The following is a 22,215-nucleotide window of genomic DNA, read 5'->3' on the forward strand; positions in this document are numbered from 1 at the left end:
GGGTTCGGTGAGGGGCTGGCCGCGCCGGGAGGAGGAGGGCGCCGCGATGGCGCCATGCCGGCCAGACAAGACCTGTCCGTGGCGAACAAGTTGTAGGACATCGTATGAACTAATGCCGCTTCCTACACCCCAGGAAAATCCCAAGCAGCAGTTCGGCGGATTTTTCTGTTAGGAAAAACGGCTGATGGTGATTGAATTGGTGTTGGAAACAGCACGAAATAGATCATCGGTTGACGGACGACTTGTGCTGAAGAGCGCGCCCGATGCACCGTTCCGGCACAGGCCGGCCCGTAGGCCGGCGCAAGCGGCGAGAGGAGATGCGCGATGGATGAGCTGCTGAGCCGCTCCTGGCAACGGGCCTGGGGCGCCGTGAGCGGCGCCGAGGGCCACGCGCTGCGCGATGCCCTGGCCATGGCCTATGCCTGCGGTGGCCGCCACTACCACACGCTGCAGCACCTGCGGGAGACCGTGGCGCTGCTGGAGCCCGCGCTGCCGCTGGCGTGGCACCCGGCCGAGGTCGAGGTGGCGCTGTGGTTCCACGATGCCGTGTACGACCCCCGTGCCGGCGACAACGAGGCGCGCAGCGCCGAATGGGCGCGCGAGGCGCTGGGCGCGGCCGGGGTCGATGCGGTGGTGGGCGGGCGCGTGGCCGCGCTGATCCTGGCCACCCGCCACGAGGCCCTGCCCGCCACGCCGGACGCGCGGCTGCTGCTGGACGCGGACCTGGCCATCCTCGGCGCCACGCCGGCGCGCTTCGACGAGTACGAGCGGCAGGTGCGCCAGGAGTACGCCTGGGTGCCGGAGGAGCGCTTCAGGACGGGCCGGCGCGCGCTGCTGCAGCGCCTGCTGGAGCGCCCGGCGCTGTACGCCACCGACCACTTCAGGCAGCGCTTCGAGGCGCCGGCGCGCGCCAACCTGGCGCGCTCGCTGGCGCGCCTGGCCGGCTCCGACGACGCAGGCCGGGGCGCCGCACCGCAGAAGTGAGCCGGGCCGGGCGGTCTTGAACGCGGCCCGGGGTGCCCGGTGGGGGCAATGCCGGGCGCCGGGGCGGGGCGCCGCCACAATCGCCGCTCCACCCGATGCGAGGAGGCGAGCGATGTCCCATTCCTCCATGGCGCTGCGCGGCGGCCTCGGGGCCTTGGCCCTGCTGCTGGCCGGCTGCGGCAGCCTGCAGCCCGGCCCATCCGCGCCCGAGGTGCCGGACCCGTTGAAGCCTCCGGCCAACGAGCAGCTGGCGCTGCGGGTGCCGGCGCGGGGCGTGCAGGTCTACGAGTGCCGCCTCAAGGCCAACGCCCAGGGCTACGAGTGGGCCCTCGTCGCGCCCGAGGCCGAGCTGTTCGACACGCGCGGCCGGCGCATCGGCCGCCACTACGTCGGCCCGCACTGGGAGGCCGACGACGGCAGCCGCGTCGCCGGCATGGTGAAGGAGCGTGCCGACGCGCCCACGCCCGACGCCATTCCCTGGCTGCTGCTCAGCGCCCGCTCCGTGGGCGGGGAGGGCCTGTTCAGCCGGGTCAGCAGCATCCAGCGCATCCACACCGTGGGGGGCACGGCGCCCAAGTCAGGCTGCTCGGCCGCGCGCACTGGCACCTCGGTGCGGGTGCCCTACACGGCGGACTACCTGTTCTTCCGTCCGCGCTGAATCCGTCCGCCCTCCGCCATCCTCCAGCGCCGGGCCCAGGCCGGCGGGCTACGTGTTCTCCCCAATCCGGCATGCCTTGTCTTGGTGTGACGCTAGTTGTACGATGACCGACAACAGACACATGTTCTCGGGCGCAACCCGGTCCAGGCATTCACGGCTGCGGCCGATGATGTCCGGCCGGGCGTCGGGGAGCGCGCGCCCGGAAGGCGCGGGTGACCCGCAGCCAGCCAGCGTTCCGGTCCGGATCAAGGAGACAACCCCAATGCTTCGTCGAACCCTGTTGAGCGTTGCCACCGCCGCGGCAGCCTTGTGCGTCGCCGGCCCCGTCCTGGCGCAGGCCTGGCCGGCCAAGCCGGTGACGATGGTGGTGCCGTTCCCGCCCGGCGGATCGACCGACATGATCGCCCGCACCCTGGCCTCGGGCCTGCAGGCAAGGCTGGGCCAGACCTTCATCGTGGACAACAAGGCCGGCGCCACCGGCACCATCGGCGCGGCGCAGGTGAAGCGCGCACCGGCCGACGGCTACACGCTGCTGGTGGCCTCGCTGGGCCCGTACGTGATCGCGCCGCACCTGCTCAAGAACGTGCCCTACGACGCGACCAAGGACTTCGACTACATCACGGTGGCGGTGCAGGCGCCCAACGTGCTGGTGGTGCCGGCGGCCTCGTCCTACAAGACCGTGGCCGACCTGCTGGCCGCGCTCAAGAAGGACCCGGGCAAGCTCACCTTCGCCTCCTCGGGCAACGGCTCCTCGGACCACCTCACGGCCGAGCTGTTCTGGGCCCAGACCGGCACCCAGGCCTCGCACGTGCCCTACAAGGGCGGCGCCCCGGCCATCACCGACCTGCTGGGCGCGGTGGTGGACGCCTCGTTCCAGAACATCAACGCCGTGATCCAGCACATCAACGCCGGCAAGCTGCGCGCGCTGGCCGTCACCGGCGACAAGCGCGCCGCGCTGCTGCCGCAGGTGCCCACGCTGGGCGAGGCGGGCGTCAAGGGCGTGGACGTGTACTCCTGGCAGGCCGTGGCCGGCCCCAAGGGCCTGCCCGCCGACGTGAAGACCAAGCTCGCCAGCAACATCGCCGCGGTGCTCAACGAGCCCGCGGTGAAGGGCAAGCTCACCGAGCAGGGCTTCGAGATCGTGGCCAACACGCCCGAGCAGTTCGCCAGGTTCCAGGCCGCCGAGTACGCGCGCTGGAAGAACGTGATCGAGACACGAAAGATCACGGCCGACTGAGGCGCCACCTTGCCGTGCCGGGGCCGGCCGCCAGGGCTGCCCGGCCCGCCGCATCCCCCCGGTTTTCGCCGCCCCAACGTGGATTCCCGATGAGCACCACCCCCACCGTCACTTCCCTGCAGGCCATTCCCGTCGCCGGGCGCGACAGCATGCTGCTCAACCTCAGCGGCGCGCATGCCCCGTACTTCACGCGCAACCTGCTCGTGCTCACCGACAGCGCCGGGCGCACCGGCGTGGGCGAGGTCCCCGGCGGCGAGGCCATCCGCCAGACGCTCGAAGACGCGCGCGAGCTGGTCGTGGGCCGCAAGCTCGGCGACTGGCAGGCCGTGCTCACCGAGATCCGCACCCGCTTCGCCGACCGCGACGCCGGCGGGCGGGGACTGCAGACCTTCGACCTGCGCACCACCATCCACGCCGTCACGGCCGTGGAGTCGGCGCTGCTGGACCTGCTGGGCCAGGAGCTGGAAGTGCCGGTGTGCGCGCTGCTGGGCGAGGGCCAGCAGCGCGACGCGGTGCCGATGCTGGGCTACCTGTTCTACATCGGCGACCGCAACAAGACCGATCTGCCCTACGACAGCGCGCCCGACGCCGACGACGAGTGGCTGCGCATCCGCCACGAGGCGGCGATGACGCCCGAAGCCGTGGTGAAGCTGGCCGAGGCCGCGCAGGCGCGCTACGGCTTCCAGGACTTCAAGCTCAAGGGCGGCGTGCTGCGCGGCGAGGAGGAGGTCGAGGCCATCAAGGCGCTCAAGGCGCGCTTTCCGGATGCGCGCATCACGCTCGACCCCAACGGCGGCTGGCTGCTGAAAGACGCGATCCGCCTCATGCGCGACATGCACGGCGTGCTGGCCTATGCCGAGGACCCCTGCGGCGCCGAGGGCGGCTTCTCCGGCCGCGAGGTGATGGCCGAGTTCCGCCGCGCCACGGGGCTGCCCACGGCCACCAACATGATCGCCACCGACTGGCGCCAGTTCGTGCACTCGCTGGTGCTGCAGTCGGTGGACATCCCGCTGGCCGACCCGCACTTCTGGACCATGCAGGGCGCCGTGCGCGTGGGCCAGACCTGCCGCGATTTCGGCCTGACCTGGGGCTCGCACTCCAACAACCACTTCGACGTCTCGCTGGCGATGTTCACGCACGCCGCCGCCGCGGTGCCGGGCCGGGTGACGGCCATCGACACGCACTGGATCTGGCAGGACGGGCAGTTCCTGACCAAGCAGCCGCTGCGCATCGTCGGCGGCGAGGTGGCGGTGCCGAAGAAGCCGGGCCTGGGCGTGGAGCTGGACATGGACGCCGTGATGAAGGCCAACGCCCTGTACCAGCAGCACGGGCTGGGCGCGCGCGACGACGCCATCGCCATGCAGTACCTGATCCCGGGCTGGACCTTCGACAACAAGCGGCCCTGCCTGGTGCGCTGACAGCTTGCCCGCGCCGCCGCTGGGCCGCAGCCCGCGGCGGCGCCTTTTTCACCCACTCACGACCCCGCCTGAAACCTCACTCAGGCCACCGAACCCCAAGGCTGGAGATGCCATGAGAGAAAACCGTTTGCGCTCGCTGTGGAAGTCCGGGGGCGCCGCCGTCAACGGCTGGCTCGCCATCCCCAACGGCTTTGCCGCGGAAGTCATGGCCCACCAGGGCTGGGACACGCTGACCATCGACGTGCAGCACGGCGTGGTGGACTACCAGGCCATGGTGCAGATGATGCAGGCCATCTCCACCACCGACACCGTGCCGGTGGTGCGCGCGCCCTGGCTGGAGCCGGGCATCCTGATGAAGATCCTTGACGCGGGCGCCTACGGCGTGATCTGCCCGATGGTCAACACGCGCGAGGACGCGCAGAAGCTCGTGGCCTACACGAGCTACGCCCCGCGCGGCGTGCGCAGCTTCGGCCCGGTGCGCGCGCTGTACTACGGCGGCGCCGACTACCCCGAGCACGCCAACGACACCGTCGTGCGCTTCGCCATGATCGAGACCGCCCAGGCGCTGGACAACCTGGACGACATCCTCTCGGTCGAAGGGCTGGACGCCATCTACATCGGCCCCTCGGACCTGTCGCTGTCGCTGGGCTGCAAGCCCACCTTCGACGACCTGGACCCGAAGGCGGCGCAGGCCGTGGACCACATCCTGGAGCGTGCCAAGGCGCACGGCGTGGTCGCGGGCATCCACAACGGCCGCACCGACGTGGCGCTGGCGCGCATCGCCAAGGGCTTCCAGTTCGTCACGATCAGCTCGGATGCGCGGCTGCTGGCTTCGGGGTCGCAGCAGATCCTGAAGGAGATGCGGGCGCAACCGGTGGCGCAGCCTCCGGCCTCGGGCACGTACTGATCGCGGCAAGAAGGATGCCGTTCGGGCTGAGCCTGTCGAAGCCTTGTTGCCCGGCCGGGCGGCAGGCCCTTCGACACGCTCAGGGCGAACGGTGAACCGGAACCCTCTTTCCTCTCTCGTTTGGTAGCAAAGGAAACCTCATGAACATCGGATTCATCGGCCTGGGCATCATGGGCACGCCCATGGCGCTGCACCTCGTCAACGCCGGGCACCAGCTCTTCGTCAACACCGTGGGCAACGTGCCCGAGGCCGTCACCGCGGCGGGCGCCAAGGTCTGCGCCAACGCGGCCGAGGTCACGCGCCAGTCCGAGATCGTCTTCACCATGGTGCCGGACACGCCGGACGTGGAAGCCGTGCTGTTCGGCGAGAACGGCGTGGCCAGCGCGCTGCAGGCCGGCGCCGGCGGTCAGCGCAAGGTGATCGTGGACATGAGCTCCATCTCGCCGATGGCCACCAAGACCTTCGCGCAGAAGATCAACGCGCTGGGCGCCGACTACATCGACGCGCCGGTCTCCGGCGGCGAGGTGGGCGCCAAGGCGGCGTCGCTGACCATCATGTGCGGCGGCGACGAGGCGGTGTTCGAGAAGGTGCGCCCGCTGCTGGAGAAGATGGGCAAGAACATCACGCTGGTGGGCGGCAACGGCGACGGCCAGACCACCAAGGTGGCCAACCAGATCATCGTGGCGCTGAACATCGCCGCCGTGGGCGAGGCGCTGATCTTCGCCAGCAAGGCCGGCGCCGATCCGGCCAAGGTGCGCCAGGCGCTGATGGGCGGCTTCGCCTCCAGCCGCATCCTGGAGGTGCACGGCGAGCGCATGATCAAGCGCACCTTCGACCCGGGCTTCCGCATCAAGCTGCACCAGAAGGACCTGGGCCTGGCGCTGCAGGGCGCGCGCGAGCTGGGCCTGGCCCTGCCGCAGACCGCCAACGCCGCGCAGCTGATGCAGGTGCTGGCCGCCAACGGCATGGCCGACCTGGACCACTCGGCGCTGGTGCGGGCGCTGGAGATCATGGGCAACCATGAGGTGGCGCAGAAGGCGGAGTGAGGCTTGTCAGTCTTGCGGCCTCGTGCGCATGGGTGCGCAGGCCGTAGACGAAACGTCGTCATTCCCGCGAAAGCGGGAATCCAAGTTCCGCAGCCTCACGTAGTGCCACGCAAAGCCGCCGGCCTGCTGGCCGGCCAAACATGGATGCCCGCGTACGCGGGCATGACGACTTGGTTGGCTCACGGCCTGCGCATCGGTGATCGCTGGAGGCCTCCTCTTCAGCGCTTACTGAACCACTGATCAAGGACCTGCCCATGACCGCCCCCACCCCCCCCGACCGCCGCCCCCTGCTGCGCCGCATGTTCGAGGCCGCCATCGCCGCCGCGCAGCCGGCGCTGTGCCTGCCGCCGCACCTGCCGCCCAAGCCGAAAGGCCGCACCATCGTCATCGGCGCCGGTAAGGCCTCGGCCGAGATGGCGCGGGCGCTGGAGCAGCATTGGGACGGCCCGCTGGAGGGCCTGGTGGTCACGCGCTACGGCTACGAGGTGCCGTGCGAGCGCATCGAGATCGTGCAGGCCGCGCACCCGGTGCCCGACGCCGCCGGGCTGCGCGCCACCGAGCGCATCCGCGCGCTCGTCACCGGCCTGGGCGCCGACGACCTGGTGATCGCGCTCATCTCCGGCGGCGGCTCCTCGCTGCTGGTGGGGCCGGCGCCGGGCCTGACGCTGGCCGACAAGCAGGCCGTCAACAAGGCGCTGCTGGCCAGCGGCGCCTCCATCTCCGAGATGAACTGCGTGCGCCGGCACCTGTCGGCGGTGAAGGGCGGGCGCCTGGCCGCGGCCTGCCATCCGGCCCGGGTGCACACCCTGCTGATCTCCGACGTGCCCGGCGACAACCCGATGGACATCGCTTCGGGCCCCACCGTGGGCGACACCACCACCCGCGCCGAGGCACTGGCCATCATCGAGCGCTACCGCATCGAGGTGCCGGCCGCCGTGCGCGAGTGGCTGCAGCGCGAGGAGAGCGAGAGCGTCAAGCCCGGCGACGAGCGGCTGCAGGGCCACGAGGTGCGCATGATCACCGCGCCGCAGATGGCGCTGGAGGCCGCGGCGCAGGTGGCGCGCGAGGCGGGCGTGACGCCCTACATCCTGGGCGACAGCCTCGAAGGCGAGGCGCGCGACGTGGGCAAGGTGCTGGCGGGCATCGCGCGCCAGGTGGCCATTCAGGGCCAGCCCGTTGCCGCGCCCTGCGTGCTGCTCTCCGGCGGCGAGACCACGGTGACGCTGCGCGGCCAGGGCCGCGGCGGGCGCAACGTGGAATGCCTGCTGTCGATGGCCGTGGCGCTGGATGGCCTGAGCGGCGTGCACGCCCTGGCCGGCGACACCGACGGCGTGGACGGCGTGGAGGAGATCGCCGGCGCCATCGCCACGCCCGACACCCTGGCGCGCGCCTGGGCCCAGGGCATCAACCCGCGCGCCAGCCTCGACAACAATGACGGCCACGGCTTCTTCCAGGCCCTGGGCGACTCGGTGGTGACCGGGCCGACGCTGACCAACGTCAACGACTTCCGGGCCATCGTCATCGACCAGCCGGCGGCCTGACCGCAGGACAGGCGCTGCGCTCCATGGCCGTCCAGACCCCGTCCCGCGCCCAGGCCTCCGCCATGCCGGTGGAGCCGGCGGTGGGGGCATCGCCCGAAGCGCCGCCGGCCGGCGCGCGCGCGCCTGCGGCCTACGTGGCGCCGCGTGCGCTGCAGCGCTTCCTGTGCCTGGACGACTTCGAGCCCGCGGCGCGGGCGCGGCTGCCGCGTCCCCTGTTCGGCTACGTCTCGGGTGCGACCGAAACCAATGCCTCGCTGCGCGACAACCGCGCCGCGTTCGAGGAGCTGGCCTTCCTGCCGCGCATGCTGGTGAACGTCGCCGGGCGCGAGCAGTCGGTGGAGCTGTTCGGCACGCGCTATTCGTCTCCCTTCGGCATCGCGCCCATGGGCATCAGCGCGCTCACCGCCTATCGCGGTGACTTGGCGCAGGCGCGCGCGGCGGCTGCGGCCGGCGTGCCCATGGTGCTGAGCAGTTCCTCGCTCATCCGCATGGAGGAAGTGCTGCAGCAGGCGCCCGGCACCTGGTTCCAGGCCTACCTGGGGCGCGATCCGCGGGCCACGGCGCGGCTGGTGGAGCGGGTGAAGGCGGCAGGGGCGCCGGTGCTGGTGGTGACCATCGATTCGGCCGTGGTGCCCAATCGCGAGAACAACGTGCGCAACCGCTTCAAGACGCCGCTGCGGCCGGACCTGCGGCTGCTGTGGGACGGCGTCACGCATCCGCGCTGGGCGCTGGGCACCTTCCTGCGCACGCTGCTCGTGCACGGCATGCCGCATTTCGAGAACGTGGGCGCCGAGCGCGGCGCGCCGCTGGTGGCGCGCGACGTGACGCGCGATTTCTCGGGCCGCGAGCACCTGGACTGGGAGGCGCTGCGCGACATCCGCCGCCGCTGGAGCGGGCCGCTGGTGCTCAAGGGCGTGCTGCATCCCGAGGACGTGAAGCTGGCCCGCGCCGCCGGCGTGGATGGCGTCATCGTCTCCAACCACGGCGGGCGCCAGCTCGACGGCGCCGTCTCGCCCCTGCGCGTGCTGCCGGCCGTCGCCGAGGCCGCCGGACCCGTGGCGGTGCTGGCCGACAGCGGCTTCCGGCGCGGCACCGACGTGCTCAAGGCGCTGGCGCTGGGCGCGCGCGCCGTCTTCGTCGGCCGGCCCATGAACTACGCCGCCGCGGTCGGCGGCGAAGCCGGCGTGGCGCATGCGCTGGCGCTGCTGCGCGCCGAAATCCACGCCGACATGGGGCTGCTGGGCCTGAATCGGCTGGCCGAGCTGGGGCCGCAGCAGCTGTTGCCCATTCACACGAACTACATGAACCAAGGAGACAAGCGATGAACCGCACCCGCCGAACCCTCACCGTCGCCGCGCTGGCCCTGGCCGCCGCGCTGCCCGCCGCTCAGGCGCAGGACAAGTGGCCTAGCAAGCCCATCACCTACATCGTCGCCTTCCCCGCAGGCGGCACCAGCGACATCGTGGCGCGGCTGATCGCGCAGAAGCTGGGCCCGGCGCTGGGCACCACGGTGATCGTGGACAACAAGGCCGGCGCCGGCGGCGGCGTGGGCTCGGAGCAGGTCTCGCGCGCGGCGCCGGACGGCTACACCCTCCTGGGCGGCACCATCAGCTCGCACGCCATCAACGTCAGCCTGTACCCGAAGCTGGGCTACGACCCGGTCACGTCCTTCGTGCCCATCGCGCTCATCGGCACCAACCCGGTGGTGCTGGTCACGCGCCAGGACAGCCCCTACAAGACCGTGGCCGACGTCATCGCCGCGGGCAAGGCCAAGAAGCCGATGACCTCGGCCTCCGCGGGCAACGGCACCTCGCAGCACCTGGCGCTGGAGATGTTGAAACACAAGACCGGCATCGGCATCGACCACATTCCCTACAAGGGCAGCGCCCCGGCGATCCAGGACGTGATGGCGGGTCAGGTGGACATGATGTTCGACACCACCGTGGTGGCGGGTCCGCACATCGAGTCGGGCAAGCTGCGCGCGCTGGCCGTGACCTCGGCCAAGCGGCTGCCCAACATGCCCAACGTGCCCACCGTGGCCGAGACGGTGCCGGGCTACGAGGTGGTGTCGTGGCAGGCCATCTTCGCGCCCGCGGGCACGCCCAAGGCGATCCAGCAGCGGCTGCATGACGAGGTCAACAAGATCCTGGCGCAACCGGACATCAAGGAGCGCCTGGCCAAGCTGGGCATGGAGCCCGGGCAGCTGAGCACCGACCAGTTCACCGCCTTCCAGAAGGCCGAGGTCGCCAAGTGGGCGCAGCTCATCAAGGCCGCCAACATCAAGATCGAGTGACCCCCTGCAAGCCGGCCGCCGCGCCGGCTTTGTTCCGCCCCGAGCCACGTCCCTCCGAGAGGACTTCCATGACCCACGCCATCACCCGCCGCCTCTTTGCCCTGTCCGCCCTGGCGCTGGCCGCCGCCGGCGCGCAGGCCCAGCAATGGCCCACGAAACCGCTGCGCATCGTGGTGCCGTACCCGCCGGGCGGCAGCTCCGACATCATCGCCCGCGCCATCAGCCAGCCGCTGGGCGAGGCGCTGAAGACGACGGTGATCATCGAGAACAAGCCCGGCGCCAACGGCAACACCGGCACCGACTCCGTCGCCAAGTCCAACGACGGCCACACGCTGCTGCTGTGCGACGTGGGCGCGCTGGCCATCACCGCCTCGGTCTACAACCGGCTGCCCTTCAACCCCAGCAAGGACCTCAAGGGCGTGACCATGCTGGCCTACTCGCCGCACCTGCTGGTGGTGCATCCCTCGGTGCAGGCCGGCAACCTCAAGGAGCTCGTGGCGCTGTCGCAGAAGCAGAAGATGGACTTCGCCGTCACGGCCATCGGCAGCGCGCCGCACGTGGCGGGCGTGGCCATCGAGAAGGCCACCGGCGCCAAGTGGGAGTACATCCCGTACAAGGGCGGCTCGCAGGCCATCAACGACACGGTGGCGGGCCAGGCGCATGTGCTGATGAACGGCATGCTGGCGACGCTGCCCTTCGTGCAGTCGGGCCAGCTCAAGGTGCTGGGCGTGTCCAAGGCCACGCGCGTGGCGCTGCTGCCCAACGTGCCCACCATCGCCGAGCAGGGCGTCAAGGGCTTCGAGTCCGGCACCTGGCAGGGCGTGCTGATGCCGGCCAACACGCCGCCGGCCGTGCTCAACAAGGTCTCGGCCGAGCTCACCCGCATCATCCGCACGCCCGAGGTGCGCCAGCGCCTGAGCGGGCAGGGCGCGGAAGTGCACACCATGACGCCGGCCGAGTTCACCACCTTCTTCGAGCGCGAGCGCGCCAACTGGGCCAAGGTGGTGGCGCAGGGCGGCGTCAAGATCGAATGAGGACCTCACACCCATGACCATGAACGACCAAAAACCCCGCGTGCTGCAGCTCGGCCGCCTGCTGCCCTGGCTCGAAGAGCAGCTGGCCGGGCACTTCGACCTGGTGCTGCTGGCGCAGCAGCCCGATCCCCAGGCCTACCTGGCCGGGCACGGCCGCGAGTTCGCCGGCGCCGTGACCTCGGCGGCGGTGGGCATCGACGCCGCCACCATCGAGGCGCTGCCGGCGCTGAAGGTGATCTCCAGCTTCGGCGTGGGCCTGGACAAGATCGACCTGCAGGCCGCCGCGCGCCGCGGCATTCCCGTGGGCTACACGCCCGACGTGCTCAACGACTGCGTGGCCGACACCGCCTTCACGCTGCTGCTGGACGTGGCCCGGCGCGCCAGCGAGGCCGACCGCTTCGTGCGCCGCGGGGCCTGGCTCAACGAGAAATTCCCGCTGGCCACGCGCGTGAGCGGCAAGAGGCTGGGCATCGTCGGGCTGGGGCGCATCGGCCGCACCATCGCCAGGCGCGCCAGCGGCTTCGACATGGAGATCCGCTACCACAACCGCCGGCCCGTGGAGGGCGTGCCCTACGGCTACGAGGCGAGCCTGCTGGAGCTGGCGCGCTGGGCCGACTTCCTGGTCGTGGCGGCGGCCGGCGGCGCGGAGAGCCGCAGCCTGATCTCGGCCGAGGTGCTGCAGGCGCTGGGGCCCAAGGGTTTCCTGGTCAACATCGCGCGCGGCACGGTGGTGGACGAGGCGGCGCTGATCAAGGCGCTGCAGGACAAGGCCATCGCCGGCGCGGGCCTGGACGTGTACGTGGACGAGCCGCGCGTGCCCGAAGGGCTGTTCGCGCTGGACAACGTGGTGCTGCTGCCGCACGTGGCCAGCGCCACCCACGAGACGCGCCAGGCCATGGCCGACCTGGTGCTGGAGAACCTGCGGGCGTTCTTCAGCGAGGGGAAGTTGAAAGCGGCGGCGCCGGTGGCGTGAGCCGCAGTCCTTGCCGGGACGGGGCCATGGCGCCCCGCCCGACAATCCCCCGATGTCCTCCCTCGAAGTCATCGGCGTCGATTTCTCCAGCCGTCCCAGCCGTCGCAAGCCCGTGGTGGTGGCGCAGGGGCGTGCCACGGGCGCCACGGTGAAGCTGGAGGCGCTGCTCACGTTCGAGACGCTGGAGGGCTTCGGCGCCTTGCTGAAGCATCCCGGGCCCTGGGTCGGCGGCTTCGACTTCCCCTTCGGGCTGCCGCGCGAGCTGGTCGAGCACCTGGGCTGGCCCACCGAGTGGCTGAAGCTGATGCGCCACTACGCGGCGCTGGAGCGCGCGCAGATCCGCGACACCTTCGCCGCCTTCTGCAACGCGCGGCCGGTGGGCCGCAAGTTTGCGCACCGCGAATGCGACGCGCCGGCCGGATCGAGCACCTCCATGAAATGGGTCAATCCACCGGTGGCCTACATGCTGCACGCGGGCGTGCCGCTGCTGCTAGAGGCAGGGGTGCACCTGCCCGGGCTGCTGGAGGGCGACCGCGCGCGCGTGGCGCTGGAGGCCTATCCCGGGCTGCTGGCATGGGAGCTGATCGGGCGCCGCTCCTACAAGAACGACGATGCGGCCAAGCACACGCCGGAGCGGCTGATCGCGCGCAAGGACATCGTCGCCGCGCTGGAGCAGGGCCGCACCCGATTGAACCTGCGCCTGAAGCTGACGCCGGCGCAGCACGACGCCCTGATCGCCGACGCCAGCGGCGACCGGCTCGATGCCGTGCTGTGCCTGCTGCAGGCGGCCTGGGCCGGCGGCCGGGAGGATTGGGGACTGCCCGCCGGCTTCGACCCGGTGGAGGGCTGGATCGTGAGCGCGCCGCGGGCGGGGTAAGGCGGTTGCTCGGGGCGTCCCGGGCGCTTCAGACGCTTTTGCCCCTGTTCTTGAGCTGCGCCGTGTCGATGGCCTCGACCTCAGAGAGCAGCGCTAGGAAGAAGACACCGACGGCATCGGTATTGGCCTTGGAATCCTGCGGGCTCGAAGATCTGTCCGGCTCAGCGTAGGTATCGCCTTTTTCTAAGCCAATTCGGCGCAGCTCGGGTGCGTGTATTTCTGGTGCGACACGTAGGGGTACGGGAGCCGTGCTGGGAGAGAAACTGGAGAAGCGTCGCGAATTCGACAAATCGTGCCGGAGAGGGCGGATTTTGGAGGGGTAATTCGTTCCGGCGCAGATATGCCGAGGGTGGCCTGCATGGGGCGGCCGTTTTTGCCGAATTTTCAAAGCCCGACCGGGCGAGGCGGTCCGATGTCCCTGAGGCAGCGGCAGCGGCCGTACTCTTGTCCAATGTGCCCTGGGCCGCATCTGCTGCGGTCCGGTTCCGAACCTCAGCCGCGGCCTTGCCCGCTGCGCCCGCCATGCTCATCAATCCTGATTCCCCGATGCCGTCCGACGAGGCGGTCCAGAACTCCACACGGACTTCCGAGCCGCAGGGCCGGCGCGTGCTGATCGTGGACGACAACGTCGACAGCGCCGACAGCCTGGCAATGCTGCTGCAGCTCAGCGGCCACGAGGCGCACACCGCCTATGACGGCCCCGAGGGCGTGGAGGCCGCGGCGCGGCTGCAGCCCGAGGTGGTGCTGCTGGACCTGGGCCTGCCGGGGCTGGACGGCTGCGAGGTCTGCCGCCGCATCCGCCAGGAGCCCTGGGCCAGCGACGCACTGTTCATCGCCGTCACCGGCTGGGGCCAGGCCGCCGACAAGCGCCGCTCGCAGGAGGCCGGCTTCGACGGCCACCTCGTCAAGCCGGTGGACCCGCAGGCGCTGCAGCAGATGATCGAAGGCTTCAAGCGGGCCTGAACCCGGCGGCCCGCCTCCCGTTGCCAGGCCCGGGAACCGGGCCGGCCCATGCCCGGGATCGTGCTGGCCGGCTGCCTCATTTCCGGGGCGCCGTGTATCTGCAAGTTACCCGGGCATTGCCGTTTTCTCGGCTGGGGTTGTGCTTGCGGATTTGCCGGGCACAGTCGAAAAGCTGTAGTTCCAGCGGTTGATGGCCGTCCGTGGGATGCCGTCGCGGCCTGAATTCATGGCGTCAACTGGCCGTGCGGCGCAGGAAATCGCCATGGAAAGGGTGGCATTTTCTGCCGGGCGGTCTGTTGGAGTCTGATATTCAACTGTGGCCTTGATTTTCTCGCCGCCGCCTGCCCGCCTGCTGAAATTGCCTGGTGATCGGGTAATCTCAATTCGAGGTGGTTTTCCGGCAATGCTCGCAAGCGCTGATTCAGCGTTCCGCGAAGCAATAGAGCAGCCCCGCGCCGCCAGTGGCCTTGAGCGCGTCCTGGCTGCAGCCGCGGGTGGGGTGCGAGGAGTTCCAGGACTTGGCCGCCGCGCTCTCGTCCAGGCCGGTGCGGTCGTGGTGGCCGACCATGGCGGCGCCCTCGCCGCTGTGGGTCCAGTTGCGGCACGTCATGTCGTTGCCGCTGGCGGGGAAGGCGGTGCCGTCGGCCTGCGTGCCGGTGAGGATGTCGTGCTGGTTGGGGCTGTCGCCGCGTCCGCGCACGGTGTCGCCCTTCTCGGTGAGCGCGGTGTCCTTGGTGAGGCGGTTGTCCTGGTGCAGTTGCGCCACGTTCTCGGCGATGAGCTCGCCGCGCGCGTTGCGCCAGGGGCCGGGGCCGATGCGGTCGCGCGCGTTCACGGCCGGCGTGGCGCCCTCGGCGCTGGTGCTGAGGTAGGCGCGCCAGGTCTTGCCGCCCGCGCCCACGTCATCGGCCAGGGTCTGGCAGTGCCTGTCGGCGCCGGCCAGGCCACCCAGGTCCGCACCGCGGCCCAGCCCAGTGCTGGTGACGAAGAAGCTCAATTGCGAGCCCGGCTGGGGCGGGCGCTGGGCACAGGCCGGCAGCAGGGCAGCGCACAGCAGGGCGACAGGGATTGATCGCATCACGGACTCCTCGGGGAACGTGGCAGGGACGGGCAAGGTAGCGCAGCCGCCGGCGCGCGGCCAGCCGTGGCGCATGCGGCATGCTCGCCGTGTACGTTCGAGCTTCCGCTCTACTTCCCGCTTCCGCCATGAGTTTCGCCCGCTTGCCCCGGCCACCGAACCGCGCGCCGCTTCCCGCCGGTTCGGCCGCCGCGAGCCCGGCCGAAACCTGGTTCGCTACCCAGGGCTGGACGCCGTTCCCGTTCCAGCGCGAGGTGTGGGCCGCGATGGCCGCCGGCGAGAACGGCCTGCTCAACGCCACCACCGGCTCCGGCAAGACCTACGCGGTGTGGCTGGGCGCGCTGCAGCGGCGCACGGCTGCCAAGGGGCTGCAGGTGCTGTGGATCACGCCGATGCGGGCGCTCGCCAGCGACACGGCGCAGGCGCTGGCGCGTCCGCTGCCGGCGCTGGCCCCTGGCTTCGCGCTGGCGCAGCGCACCGGCGACACCACCTCCGCCGAGCGCCAGCGCCAGGAGCGGCAGCGTCCGCAGGCGCTGGTGACCACGCCCGAATCGCTGAGCCTGCTGCTCACCCGCGCCGACGCCCAGGCCGAGTTGGGCGGCGTGCACACCGTGGTGGTGGACGAGTGGCACGAGCTGATCAGCAGCAAGCGCGGCGTGCAGGTGCAGCTGGCGCTGGCGCGGCTGCGGCGCTGGAACCCCGCGCTCGTCACCTGGGGCCTGAGCGCCACGCTGGGCAACCTGGAGGAGGCGATGCACACCCTGGTCGGCGCGGGCGGCGGCCGGCTGGTGCGGGGCCGCATCGACAAGCCGCTGACCATCGACACCCTGCTGCCCGAGGGCGATGAGCGCTTCTCCTGGCCGGGGCAGCTGGGCCTGCGCATGCTGCCCGCGGTGGTGCAGGAGATTGACCAGGCCAGCACCTCGCTGGTGTTCACCAACGTGCGAGCGCAGAGCGAAATCTGGTACCAGCGGCTGCTGGAGGCGCGGCCGGACTGGGCCGGATTGATCGCGCTGCACCACGGTTCGCTGGACCGCAGCCTGCGCGAGTGGGTGGAGCAGGGCCTGAAGGAGGGGCGGCTGAAAGCCGTGGTGGCGACCTCCTCGCTGGACCTGGGCGTGGACTTCCTGCCGGTGGAGCGGGTGCTGCAGGTGGGCAGCCCCAAGGGCGTGGCGCGGCTGCTGCAGCGCGCCGGCCGCTCCGGCCATGCGCCGGGCCGCGCCAGCCGTGCCACGCTGGTGCCGACGCAGCTGTTCGAGCTGCTGGAGGCGGCGGCGCTGCGCCGCGCCGCGCTGGCCGGCGCGGTGGAGCCGCGGCGCAGTCCGGACAAGCCGATGGACGTGCTGGTGCAGCACCTGGTGACGGTGGCGCTGGGCGGCGGCTTCGAGGCCGAGGCGCTGCCCGGCGGCGGCTGGGGCGCCCCGGCGCTGTACGAGGAAGTGAGGAGCGCGCCGGCCTACCGCCACCTCACGCGCGAGGAGTTCGACTGGGCGCTGGCCTTCGCGGGGCAGGGCGGCGCCAGCCTGGCGGCCTACCCGCAGTACCACCGGCTGCAGGTGATGGACGGGCGCTTCCGCGTCACGGACCGGGCCATCGCGCACCGGCACCGGCTGCAGGTCGGGACCATCGTCTCTGAAACCACCATGCGGCTGCGCATGGTCAGCGGCGCCTCCCTGGGCACGGTGGACGAGAGTTTCATTTCGCGCCTGGCGCCGGGCGACTGCTTCTGGTTTGGCGGGCGGCTGCTGGAGCTGGTCAGGGTGCGCGAGCTGACGGCCTACGTCACGCGCGCTAGCAAGAAGAGCGGGCGCATTCCCGTCTGGTCGGGGAACCGCATGGCGTTGTCGGATGAATTGGCCGGGGCGCTCCGGGAGCTGCTGTGGGAGGCGGCACGAGGGAAATTCAAGGAGCCCGAATTGCGCGCGGCCCGGCCGATGCTGGAGTTGCAGGCCAGCCTGTCCCGGCTGCCCGGGCCCGACGAGTTATTGGTGGAGCGCCACAAGTCCCGCGAAGGTTGTCACCTCTGGATTTATCCCTTTGCCGGCGGCCCGGTGCACCTGGGGCTGGCGGGATTGCTGGCGTGGCGGCTGGCGCAATCGAAGCCGAACACTTTTTCATTGGCCGTGAACGACCACGGGCTGGAATTGCTCAGCGCCTTGCCGGTGGAGATCGATTCACTGCTGGACGGCTCGATATTCGAGAGTGACCACCTGGAGGCCGATTTATTGGCCAGCCTGGACGCGCGCCAGCTGGCGCAGCGGCGCTTCCGGGAAATCGCGCGCGTGGCGGGGCTGGTCTTTACCGGCTATCCCGGTGCCGCGAAAAGCGCGCGGCAATTGCAGGCCTCCAGCGGCCTGTTCTACGACGTGTTCCGCCAGTACGACCCGGGGAACCTGTTATTGGCCCAGGCGCGCCATGAGGCGCTGGCGCAGGAGCTGGAAATAGGCCGGCTGGAGCGGACGCTGCAAAGGCTGTCCGCCCAGCGGGTGGTGTTGGTCGATCTCAAGCAGCCCAGTCCCTTTGCCGTGCCGCTGATGGTGGAGCGGTGGCGGGAGCAGTTGAGCAATGAGGCTTTGGACCAAAGGCTGAAACGAATTCTCAACCCGCCTTCAATTTGACGCATCAACGCCGTCGTCGAGCGGGCTGCAGATTTCTCTCAGGTCTTTGACGGCTTCCATGGCGGTTTTTATTTTCAGTATGGAGGGCGCTTCCGAGTCGAGCTCTTTTTCCAGCTTTTCCCTTTGCTCCATGATGATATTCCTGAATTCCCGGGCCTGGTTGGTGTCGCTTTCTATGTCTTTCAGGGTAGCCACCAGCAGTCGGGCCGCCTCAAGCGTCAGCGAGGTCAGGTCCTGGCCGGCTTCGTTCGTGATCAGGCTTGCGTGGTCGCTCATGTCCGTGTGTTCGCTTCAAAACTGTTGGGTTCAATGATCATCGGCAGCGCGCGCAAGATTTTTATGGTGTGGTTTCCGCGGACAACTTGAATTCGTAGAATTTTGTTCCCGGTGAAGGTGCCTGGTAATAGGCTTCAGTCCGCTCAAACCCCATGGCTTCATACACCCCCTGCGCCACCACCGTTTGCGGCACCGCGTCCAGGATCAGCCGCTCAAAACCCAGGCCGCGCGCCCGCTCGATCAGTTGTTCGAGCAGGCGCCGCCCCAGGCGTTGTCCCCGGAACCCCGGCCTGACGTAGAGGCGCTTCACTTCCGCACTCCGATCGTCATGCCGCAGCAACCCGACGCAGCCGGCGATGACCGCCTCACTGCGCGCCAGAAGAAATAGCCCGCTCGGCAGCGTGAAAATCTGCTCAAAGCGGGCCATTTCCTGTTCGAAGCCGCGGTAGGACAAATCCATGTCCAGCCAGGCGACATATTCGCGGATCACGGCCTGCAGGGCCGCGGTGTCTCGGGGGAAAACTGCTTCGGTGATGTGGACGGGCATGCGCTCCGGGCCGCTTTTTCAACGCAACGTGACCTGCACCCGATCCAGCTTGGCCGTCAGCTCGCCGTACAGCGCATTCACATACTCGCCGTAAGCCGTGCCGACGTTGTGCGCCAGGAACATCGAAATCACCAGCAGCATCAAATATTCCTTCATGGCACTTCTCTCGGCATGGCGGGCCGAACCGGCGGGGCAGTTCATCAAACTGCTTTTATGCCGCCGGCGCCGGACTTGCGCGAGGCCCCCGGCCCAGGAAGCCGATCCGAGTATGGATTGCTTCACGCAAAGCATTCGTGCTCCAACCGGTTAAGGGTTTGTTGATTTGCGTCAGGCCGCCGGCGCCGTCCGTGCCGGCGGGGCCGTGCGGGCTGCTTCCGGGTTGAGGGCGGCGGGGTGGGTTGCGGCCCGCCTCGGGCCGTTCCCGGCGCGTGACCCGCTCCGGGAGTCCAGATGTCACGCTCGGGCCGGCCGGCCGCCGCCAGCCCGGGGGATGTCCGGTTTATTGTGCGCGTTCCGTCCCGGCCGCCTCTCCGCCCCGCTGCTGTTCCCATGTCCGCCTTGCCCATGCACCGGCCTCCATCGTTCGCGCTCCTGGTGCTGGTGCTGGGCCTGGTGCTGAGCCTGGGCGCCGCGCAGTACGTGCACGGCACCGCGCAGGCGCGCGCGCAGCACGACTTCGAGGCCAGCTCGCGCATCGTGGCCGACATGGTGGCGCGGCGCATGGACAGCTGGAGCAAGGTGCTGCACGGGGTGCGGGTGCTGCTCACGTCCTCGGACAAGCTCACGCGTGCCGACTTCCAGCGCCATGCGCAGCAGCTGGAGCTGCCGCAGCGCCATCCGGGCTTCGTGGCGCTGCAGTTCGTGCGCCACGTGCCCGCGGCGCAGAAGGCGGCGTTCGAGGCCGCGGTGCGGGCCGACACCAGCCTGCGACCCCAGGGCTACCCGGACTTCAGAATCCGCCCGGAGGGTGAGCGGCCGCATTACCTGGTGACGGACTTCATCGAGCCCATGGCGGGCAACGAGGCGCTGTTCGGCCTTGACGTGGCCACGCTGCCCAGGCGCCTCAAGGCCCTCGAAGAGCTGCGCGACAGCGGGCTGCCTGCCGCCTCGGGGCGGCTGCAGCTGTCGCAGATTCCCAGCGACCAGCCCGGGATGGTGCTGCGCCAGCCGGTGTACCGCCCCGCCATGCCGCTGGACAGCGTGGCCGAGCGCCGCGAGGCCTTCGTGGGCGTGGTCGCCGTACTGCTGCGCATGGACGACTTCTTCGAGGGCACCGTGGGCGGCGAGCTGCTGCGGCGGCTGGACCTGCGCGTGTACGACCTGGGCCCGGCCACGCAGGCGGCGCAGCGCCCGGCAGTCGAGAACCTGCTCTACGACAGCGCGGCGGCACGGCCGCAGGTGGAGGCGCCGCGCCAGGCGCTGACCCAGTCCATCCGGCTGCCGGTGGCCGAGCGGGTGTGGCTGCTGGAGCTGCGCCAGCGCGACAGCGACGCCGAGCTGGCGCCGGTGCTGGTGCTGTTCGGCGGCGTGCTGGCGAGCCTGCTGCTGTTCCGGCTGCTGCGCCTGCAGTCGCGGCTGAGCCGGGAGCTGGCCTCGCGCGTGGCCGCGCGCACCGCCGAGCTCGCCGCCGCCAACGCCGCGCTGCGCGCCAGCGAGCAGCGGCTGGAGCTGGCGCTGGCCGGCGCCAACCTGGGACTGTGGGACTGGAACATCGCCACCGGCACCCTGGCCTGGAACGCGCGCTGGGTGGCCATGCGCGGCTGCAGCGCGCCGGACCTGCTGCCCAGCGTGGCGACGTGGCGGGCGCTGGTCCACCCGGAGGACCGCGAAGGCCTGCGGGCGGCGCTGGAGGCGCACCTGCAGGGCCGCACGCCGGCCTTCGAGGCCGAGTACCGCGTCGGCACCGGCGCCAGCCCCTGGCGCTGGGTGCTCGATGCCGGGCGCGTGGTCGAGCGCGACGCCCAGGGCCGCCCGCTGCGCATGGCCGGCACCAACCTCGACATCAGCGAGCGCAAGCTCGCCGAGGAGGACCGCGCCGCGCGCGCGGCCGCCGAGCGCGCCAGCCGCGCCAAGAGCGAGTTCCTGGCGCGCACCAGCCACGAGCTGCGCACGCCGCTCAACGCCATCCTGGGCTTCGCGCAGATGATGCAGCTCGACCGCCAGGCGCCGCTGCCGGCGGCGCAGGCGCCGCGGCTACAGCAGATCCAGGGCGCCGGCGAGCACCTGCTGACCATGATCAACGAGATGCTGGACCTCACCGCCATCGAGGCCGGCAGCGTGCGGCTGGTGCTGGCGCCCGTGACGCTGGCGCCGCTGGTCGCGGCCTGCCTGCAGGCGCTGGAGCCGCTGGCGCGGGCCGCGCAGGTCTCGCTGCACGCCGACATTGCCGACCCGGCCCTGGCGGTGCAGGCCGATGCCACGCGGCTGCGCGAGGTGCTCTTCAACCTGCTGAGCAACGCCGCCAAGTACAACCGCCCCGGCGGCTGGGTGCGGCTGACGGCGCGTGCGGCCGGTGCCGCGCGCGTGAGCGTCGCCGTGGAGGACTGCGGCGCGGGCCTGAGCGACGCGCAGCTGGGCCAGCTGTTCCAGCCCTTCAACCGCCTGGGCGCCGAGCGCTCGGGCATCGAGGGCACGGGGCTGGGGCTGGTGATCGCGCAGCGGCTGGCGCGGCTCATGCACGGCAGCCTGCAGGCGGCCCGGCGCGAGCAGGGCGGCAGCGTGTTCACGCTGGAGCTGCCCGTGGCAATGCCGCTGTCGCTTTCATCCGAGGTCGTCCAGGAGGCCACCGTCGTCCCGGCCCCAACCGAAGCCAAGGCGGCGCTGGTCACCGCTTTACCCGCCGGGCCCGAGGCCGCGACGCGGATGGAGAGCACCGCCGCGGCGCCGGTGCCCGCCCTGGCTTGCAGCGAGGCCGTGCCGGCAACTGTGTCCGCGCCGGACGCGGCGCCCGGACCGGCGCTGGTGCTCTACATCGAGGACGAGCCGGTCAATGCGCTGCTGGTGCGGCACATCCTGTCCCTGCGCCCGGATTGCGAACTGCGCGTGGCCGACACCGGCGGCGCGGGCATCGCGCTGGCGCGGCAGCAGCGCCCGGCGCTGGTGCTGATCGACCTGAACCTGCCCGACATGAGCGGCCACGAGGTGCTGGCGGCGCTGCGCGCCGACCCGGCCACGCGCGGCCTGCGCTGCGTGGCGCTGACGGCCGACGCCATGCCTGAGAGCATGGAGCGGGCGCGGGCCTGCGGCTTCGACGCGTTCTGGAGCAAGCCCATCGAGGTGCACGCCTTCCTGCACGGGCTCGACGAGCAGCTGGCGCTGGCGCGCGACGCGGTGCCGGCCTGAGGGGCGCAGGCGGCGGCGCACAATCGCCGCATGGGACGTGTTGCTCGCCTGTTCAAGGCCGCGCGCCAGGGGCGCCTCAAGACGATGCTGCTGGCGCTGTGGAAGCTGTTCAAGCATCCCGAGACGCCGCTGGCGGCCAAGCTGGTGGCGGTGGCCGTGATTGCCTACGCCGTCAGCCCCATCGACCTGGTGCCCGACTTCATCCCCGTGCTGGGCCAGCTCGACGACCTGATCCTGCTGCCGCTGGGCATCGCGCTGGCGGTGCGGCTCACGCCCGCGCCGCTGTGGGAGGCACGGCTGCGCGAGGCCGAGGCCGAGGCCGACAAGCTGCCGCGCATGCTCTGGGGCGCGGTGGCCATCGTGCTGCTGTGGCTGCTGGTGGTGGCGGGCTTGGTGCGCTGGTGGATGAGCCGGCAGTCATGA

20 protein-coding genes are annotated in these 22,215 nt (G+C 70.8%); 16 read left to right on the forward strand and 4 right to left on the reverse strand.

Going from position 1 to position 22,215, the window contains the following annotated elements; genetic code table 11:
- Positions 1-324 precede the first annotated feature (324 nt).
- The 13 genes from HHL10_RS22285 to HHL10_RS22345 all read left to right on the forward strand — a co-directional run bounded on the left by HHL10_RS22285 (position 325) and on the right by HHL10_RS22345 (position 13,931).
- Positions 325-984, forward strand: a complete 660-nt coding sequence (locus tag HHL10_RS22285; RefSeq protein WP_169162605.1) for an HD domain-containing protein — start codon at positions 325-327, stop codon at positions 982-984.
- A 112-nt stretch (positions 985-1,096) separates the two neighbouring features.
- Positions 1,097-1,642 carry a DUF3455 domain-containing protein gene (locus HHL10_RS22290; RefSeq protein WP_235971722.1) on the forward strand — a complete coding sequence of 182 codons (546 nt, stop codon included), beginning with the start codon at positions 1,097-1,099 and terminating at the stop codon, positions 1,640-1,642.
- A 262-nt stretch (positions 1,643-1,904) separates the two neighbouring features.
- The gene (locus HHL10_RS22295; protein WP_169162606.1) at positions 1,905-2,879 is read left to right on the forward strand and encodes a Bug family tripartite tricarboxylate transporter substrate binding protein; all 975 of its coding nucleotides are present in this window, start codon (positions 1,905-1,907) and stop codon (positions 2,877-2,879) included.
- Positions 2,880-2,968: 89 nt separating this feature from the next.
- Positions 2,969-4,297 (forward strand): glucarate dehydratase, encoded by a 1,329-nt coding sequence (gene gudD, locus HHL10_RS22300; RefSeq protein WP_169162607.1) that lies wholly within the window; start codon positions 2,969-2,971, stop codon positions 4,295-4,297.
- A 112-nt stretch (positions 4,298-4,409) separates the two neighbouring features.
- Positions 4,410-5,204, forward strand: coding sequence for an HpcH/HpaI aldolase family protein (locus HHL10_RS22305; protein WP_169162608.1), 795 nt, complete (start codon positions 4,410-4,412; stop codon positions 5,202-5,204).
- A gap of 140 nt (positions 5,205-5,344) precedes the next feature.
- A complete protein-coding gene (locus tag HHL10_RS22310) occupies positions 5,345-6,250 on the forward strand; it encodes a 2-hydroxy-3-oxopropionate reductase (protein ID WP_169162609.1) in 906 nt (301 codons plus the stop codon).
- A gap of 254 nt (positions 6,251-6,504) precedes the next feature.
- Positions 6,505-7,791, forward strand: coding sequence for a glycerate kinase type-2 family protein (locus HHL10_RS22315; RefSeq protein ID WP_169162610.1), 1,287 nt, complete (start codon positions 6,505-6,507; stop codon positions 7,789-7,791).
- A 62-nt stretch (positions 7,792-7,853) separates the two neighbouring features.
- A complete protein-coding gene (locus HHL10_RS22320; protein ID WP_169162649.1) occupies positions 7,854-9,116 on the forward strand; it encodes an alpha-hydroxy acid oxidase in 1,263 nt (420 codons plus the stop codon).
- The gene (locus tag HHL10_RS22325) at positions 9,113-10,084 is read left to right on the forward strand and encodes a Bug family tripartite tricarboxylate transporter substrate binding protein (RefSeq protein ID WP_169162611.1); all 972 of its coding nucleotides are present in this window, start codon (positions 9,113-9,115) and stop codon (positions 10,082-10,084) included. The genes HHL10_RS22320 and HHL10_RS22325 overlap by 4 nt, the downstream gene beginning before the upstream one ends.
- Before the next feature lie 68 nt (positions 10,085-10,152).
- Positions 10,153-11,118: a Bug family tripartite tricarboxylate transporter substrate binding protein gene (locus HHL10_RS22330; protein ID WP_169162612.1), complete on the forward strand. Its 966-nt coding sequence runs from the start codon at positions 10,153-10,155 to the stop codon at positions 11,116-11,118.
- A gap of 19 nt (positions 11,119-11,137) precedes the next feature.
- Positions 11,138-12,091, forward strand: a complete 954-nt coding sequence (locus tag HHL10_RS22335) for a 2-hydroxyacid dehydrogenase (protein ID WP_375138974.1) — start codon at positions 11,138-11,140, stop codon at positions 12,089-12,091.
- 52 nt (positions 12,092-12,143) lie between these two features.
- Complete coding sequence (locus HHL10_RS22340) at positions 12,144-12,968, forward strand: DUF429 domain-containing protein (RefSeq protein ID WP_169162614.1); 825 nt, start codon at positions 12,144-12,146, stop codon at positions 12,966-12,968.
- A gap of 522 nt (positions 12,969-13,490) precedes the next feature.
- Positions 13,491-13,931: a response regulator gene (locus HHL10_RS22345; protein ID WP_169162615.1), complete on the forward strand. Its 441-nt coding sequence runs from the start codon at positions 13,491-13,493 to the stop codon at positions 13,929-13,931.
- Positions 13,932-14,352: 421 nt separating this feature from the next.
- On the opposite strand, the gene HHL10_RS22350 is transcribed toward HHL10_RS22345, so the two are convergent.
- Positions 14,353-15,009: a hypothetical protein gene (locus HHL10_RS22350; RefSeq protein ID WP_169162616.1), complete on the reverse strand. Its 657-nt coding sequence runs from the start codon at positions 15,007-15,009 to the stop codon at positions 14,353-14,355.
- Positions 15,010-15,137: 128 nt separating this feature from the next.
- Between HHL10_RS22350 and HHL10_RS22355 the strand changes: the two genes are divergently transcribed.
- A complete protein-coding gene (locus HHL10_RS22355; RefSeq protein ID WP_169162617.1) occupies positions 15,138-17,627 on the forward strand; it encodes a ligase-associated DNA damage response DEXH box helicase in 2,490 nt (829 codons plus the stop codon).
- Here HHL10_RS22355 and HHL10_RS22360 read toward each other — a convergent pair.
- The 3 genes from HHL10_RS22360 to HHL10_RS22370 all read right to left on the reverse strand — a co-directional run bounded on the left by HHL10_RS22360 (position 17,619) and on the right by HHL10_RS22370 (position 18,651).
- On the reverse strand, positions 17,619-17,903 hold the full coding sequence (locus HHL10_RS22360) for a hypothetical protein (RefSeq protein WP_169162618.1): 285 nt from the start codon (positions 17,901-17,903) through the stop codon (positions 17,619-17,621). The genes HHL10_RS22355 and HHL10_RS22360 overlap by 9 nt on opposite strands.
- Before the next feature lie 61 nt (positions 17,904-17,964).
- Positions 17,965-18,450: a GNAT family N-acetyltransferase gene (locus HHL10_RS22365; protein WP_169162619.1), complete on the reverse strand. Its 486-nt coding sequence runs from the start codon at positions 18,448-18,450 to the stop codon at positions 17,965-17,967.
- An 18-nt stretch (positions 18,451-18,468) separates the two neighbouring features.
- Positions 18,469-18,651 (reverse strand): hypothetical protein, encoded by a 183-nt coding sequence (locus tag HHL10_RS22370; RefSeq protein ID WP_169162620.1) that lies wholly within the window; start codon positions 18,649-18,651, stop codon positions 18,469-18,471.
- A gap of 348 nt (positions 18,652-18,999) precedes the next feature.
- On the opposite strand from HHL10_RS22370, the gene HHL10_RS22375 reads away from it, so the two are divergent.
- A complete protein-coding gene (locus HHL10_RS22375; RefSeq protein ID WP_169162621.1) occupies positions 19,000-21,792 on the forward strand; it encodes a hybrid sensor histidine kinase/response regulator in 2,793 nt (930 codons plus the stop codon).
- 30 nt (positions 21,793-21,822) lie between these two features.
- Positions 21,823-22,215, forward strand: coding sequence for a YkvA family protein (locus tag HHL10_RS22380; protein ID WP_169162622.1), 393 nt, complete (start codon positions 21,823-21,825; stop codon positions 22,213-22,215).

The organism is Azohydromonas caseinilytica, from assembly GCF_012927045.1.
Lineage (GTDB): Bacteria > Pseudomonadota > Gammaproteobacteria > Burkholderiales > Burkholderiaceae_C > Azohydromonas > Azohydromonas caseinilytica.

Bases quoted from the DNA above. Each gene is read 5' to 3' on its own strand.
- HHL10_RS22285 (WP_169162605.1), top strand. From the start codon at position 325: ATGGATGAGCTGCTGAGCCGCTCCTGGCAACGGGCCTGGGGCGCCGTG.
- HHL10_RS22350 (WP_169162616.1), bottom strand. From the start codon at position 15,009: ATGCGATCAATCCCTGTCGCCCTGCTGTGCGCTGCCCTGCTGCCGGCC.
- HHL10_RS22340 (WP_169162614.1), top strand. From the start codon at position 12,144: ATGTCCTCCCTCGAAGTCATCGGCGTCGATTTCTCCAGCCGTCCCAGC.
- HHL10_RS22360 (WP_169162618.1), bottom strand. From the start codon at position 17,903: ATGAGCGACCACGCAAGCCTGATCACGAACGAAGCCGGCCAGGACCTG.
- HHL10_RS22330 (WP_169162612.1), top strand. From the start codon at position 10,153: ATGACCCACGCCATCACCCGCCGCCTCTTTGCCCTGTCCGCCCTGGCG.
- gudD (WP_169162607.1), top strand. From the start codon at position 2,969: ATGAGCACCACCCCCACCGTCACTTCCCTGCAGGCCATTCCCGTCGCC.
- HHL10_RS22380 (WP_169162622.1), top strand. From the start codon at position 21,823: ATGGGACGTGTTGCTCGCCTGTTCAAGGCCGCGCGCCAGGGGCGCCTC.
- HHL10_RS22345 (WP_169162615.1), top strand. From the start codon at position 13,491: ATGCTCATCAATCCTGATTCCCCGATGCCGTCCGACGAGGCGGTCCAG.
- HHL10_RS22325 (WP_169162611.1), top strand. From the start codon at position 9,113: ATGAACCGCACCCGCCGAACCCTCACCGTCGCCGCGCTGGCCCTGGCC.
- HHL10_RS22310 (WP_169162609.1), top strand. From the start codon at position 5,345: ATGAACATCGGATTCATCGGCCTGGGCATCATGGGCACGCCCATGGCG.
- HHL10_RS22315 (WP_169162610.1), top strand. From the start codon at position 6,505: ATGACCGCCCCCACCCCCCCCGACCGCCGCCCCCTGCTGCGCCGCATG.
- HHL10_RS22370 (WP_169162620.1), bottom strand. From the start codon at position 18,651: ATGAACTGCCCCGCCGGTTCGGCCCGCCATGCCGAGAGAAGTGCCATG.
- HHL10_RS22355 (WP_169162617.1), top strand. From the start codon at position 15,138: ATGAGTTTCGCCCGCTTGCCCCGGCCACCGAACCGCGCGCCGCTTCCC.
- HHL10_RS22365 (WP_169162619.1), bottom strand. From the start codon at position 18,450: ATGCCCGTCCACATCACCGAAGCAGTTTTCCCCCGAGACACCGCGGCC.
- HHL10_RS22295 (WP_169162606.1), top strand. From the start codon at position 1,905: ATGCTTCGTCGAACCCTGTTGAGCGTTGCCACCGCCGCGGCAGCCTTG.
- HHL10_RS22305 (WP_169162608.1), top strand. From the start codon at position 4,410: ATGAGAGAAAACCGTTTGCGCTCGCTGTGGAAGTCCGGGGGCGCCGCC.
- HHL10_RS22320 (WP_169162649.1), top strand. From the start codon at position 7,854: ATGCCGGTGGAGCCGGCGGTGGGGGCATCGCCCGAAGCGCCGCCGGCC.
- HHL10_RS22335 (WP_375138974.1), top strand. From the start codon at position 11,138: ATGAACGACCAAAAACCCCGCGTGCTGCAGCTCGGCCGCCTGCTGCCC.
- HHL10_RS22375 (WP_169162621.1), top strand. From the start codon at position 19,000: ATGTCCGCCTTGCCCATGCACCGGCCTCCATCGTTCGCGCTCCTGGTG.
- HHL10_RS22290 (WP_235971722.1), top strand. From the start codon at position 1,097: ATGTCCCATTCCTCCATGGCGCTGCGCGGCGGCCTCGGGGCCTTGGCC.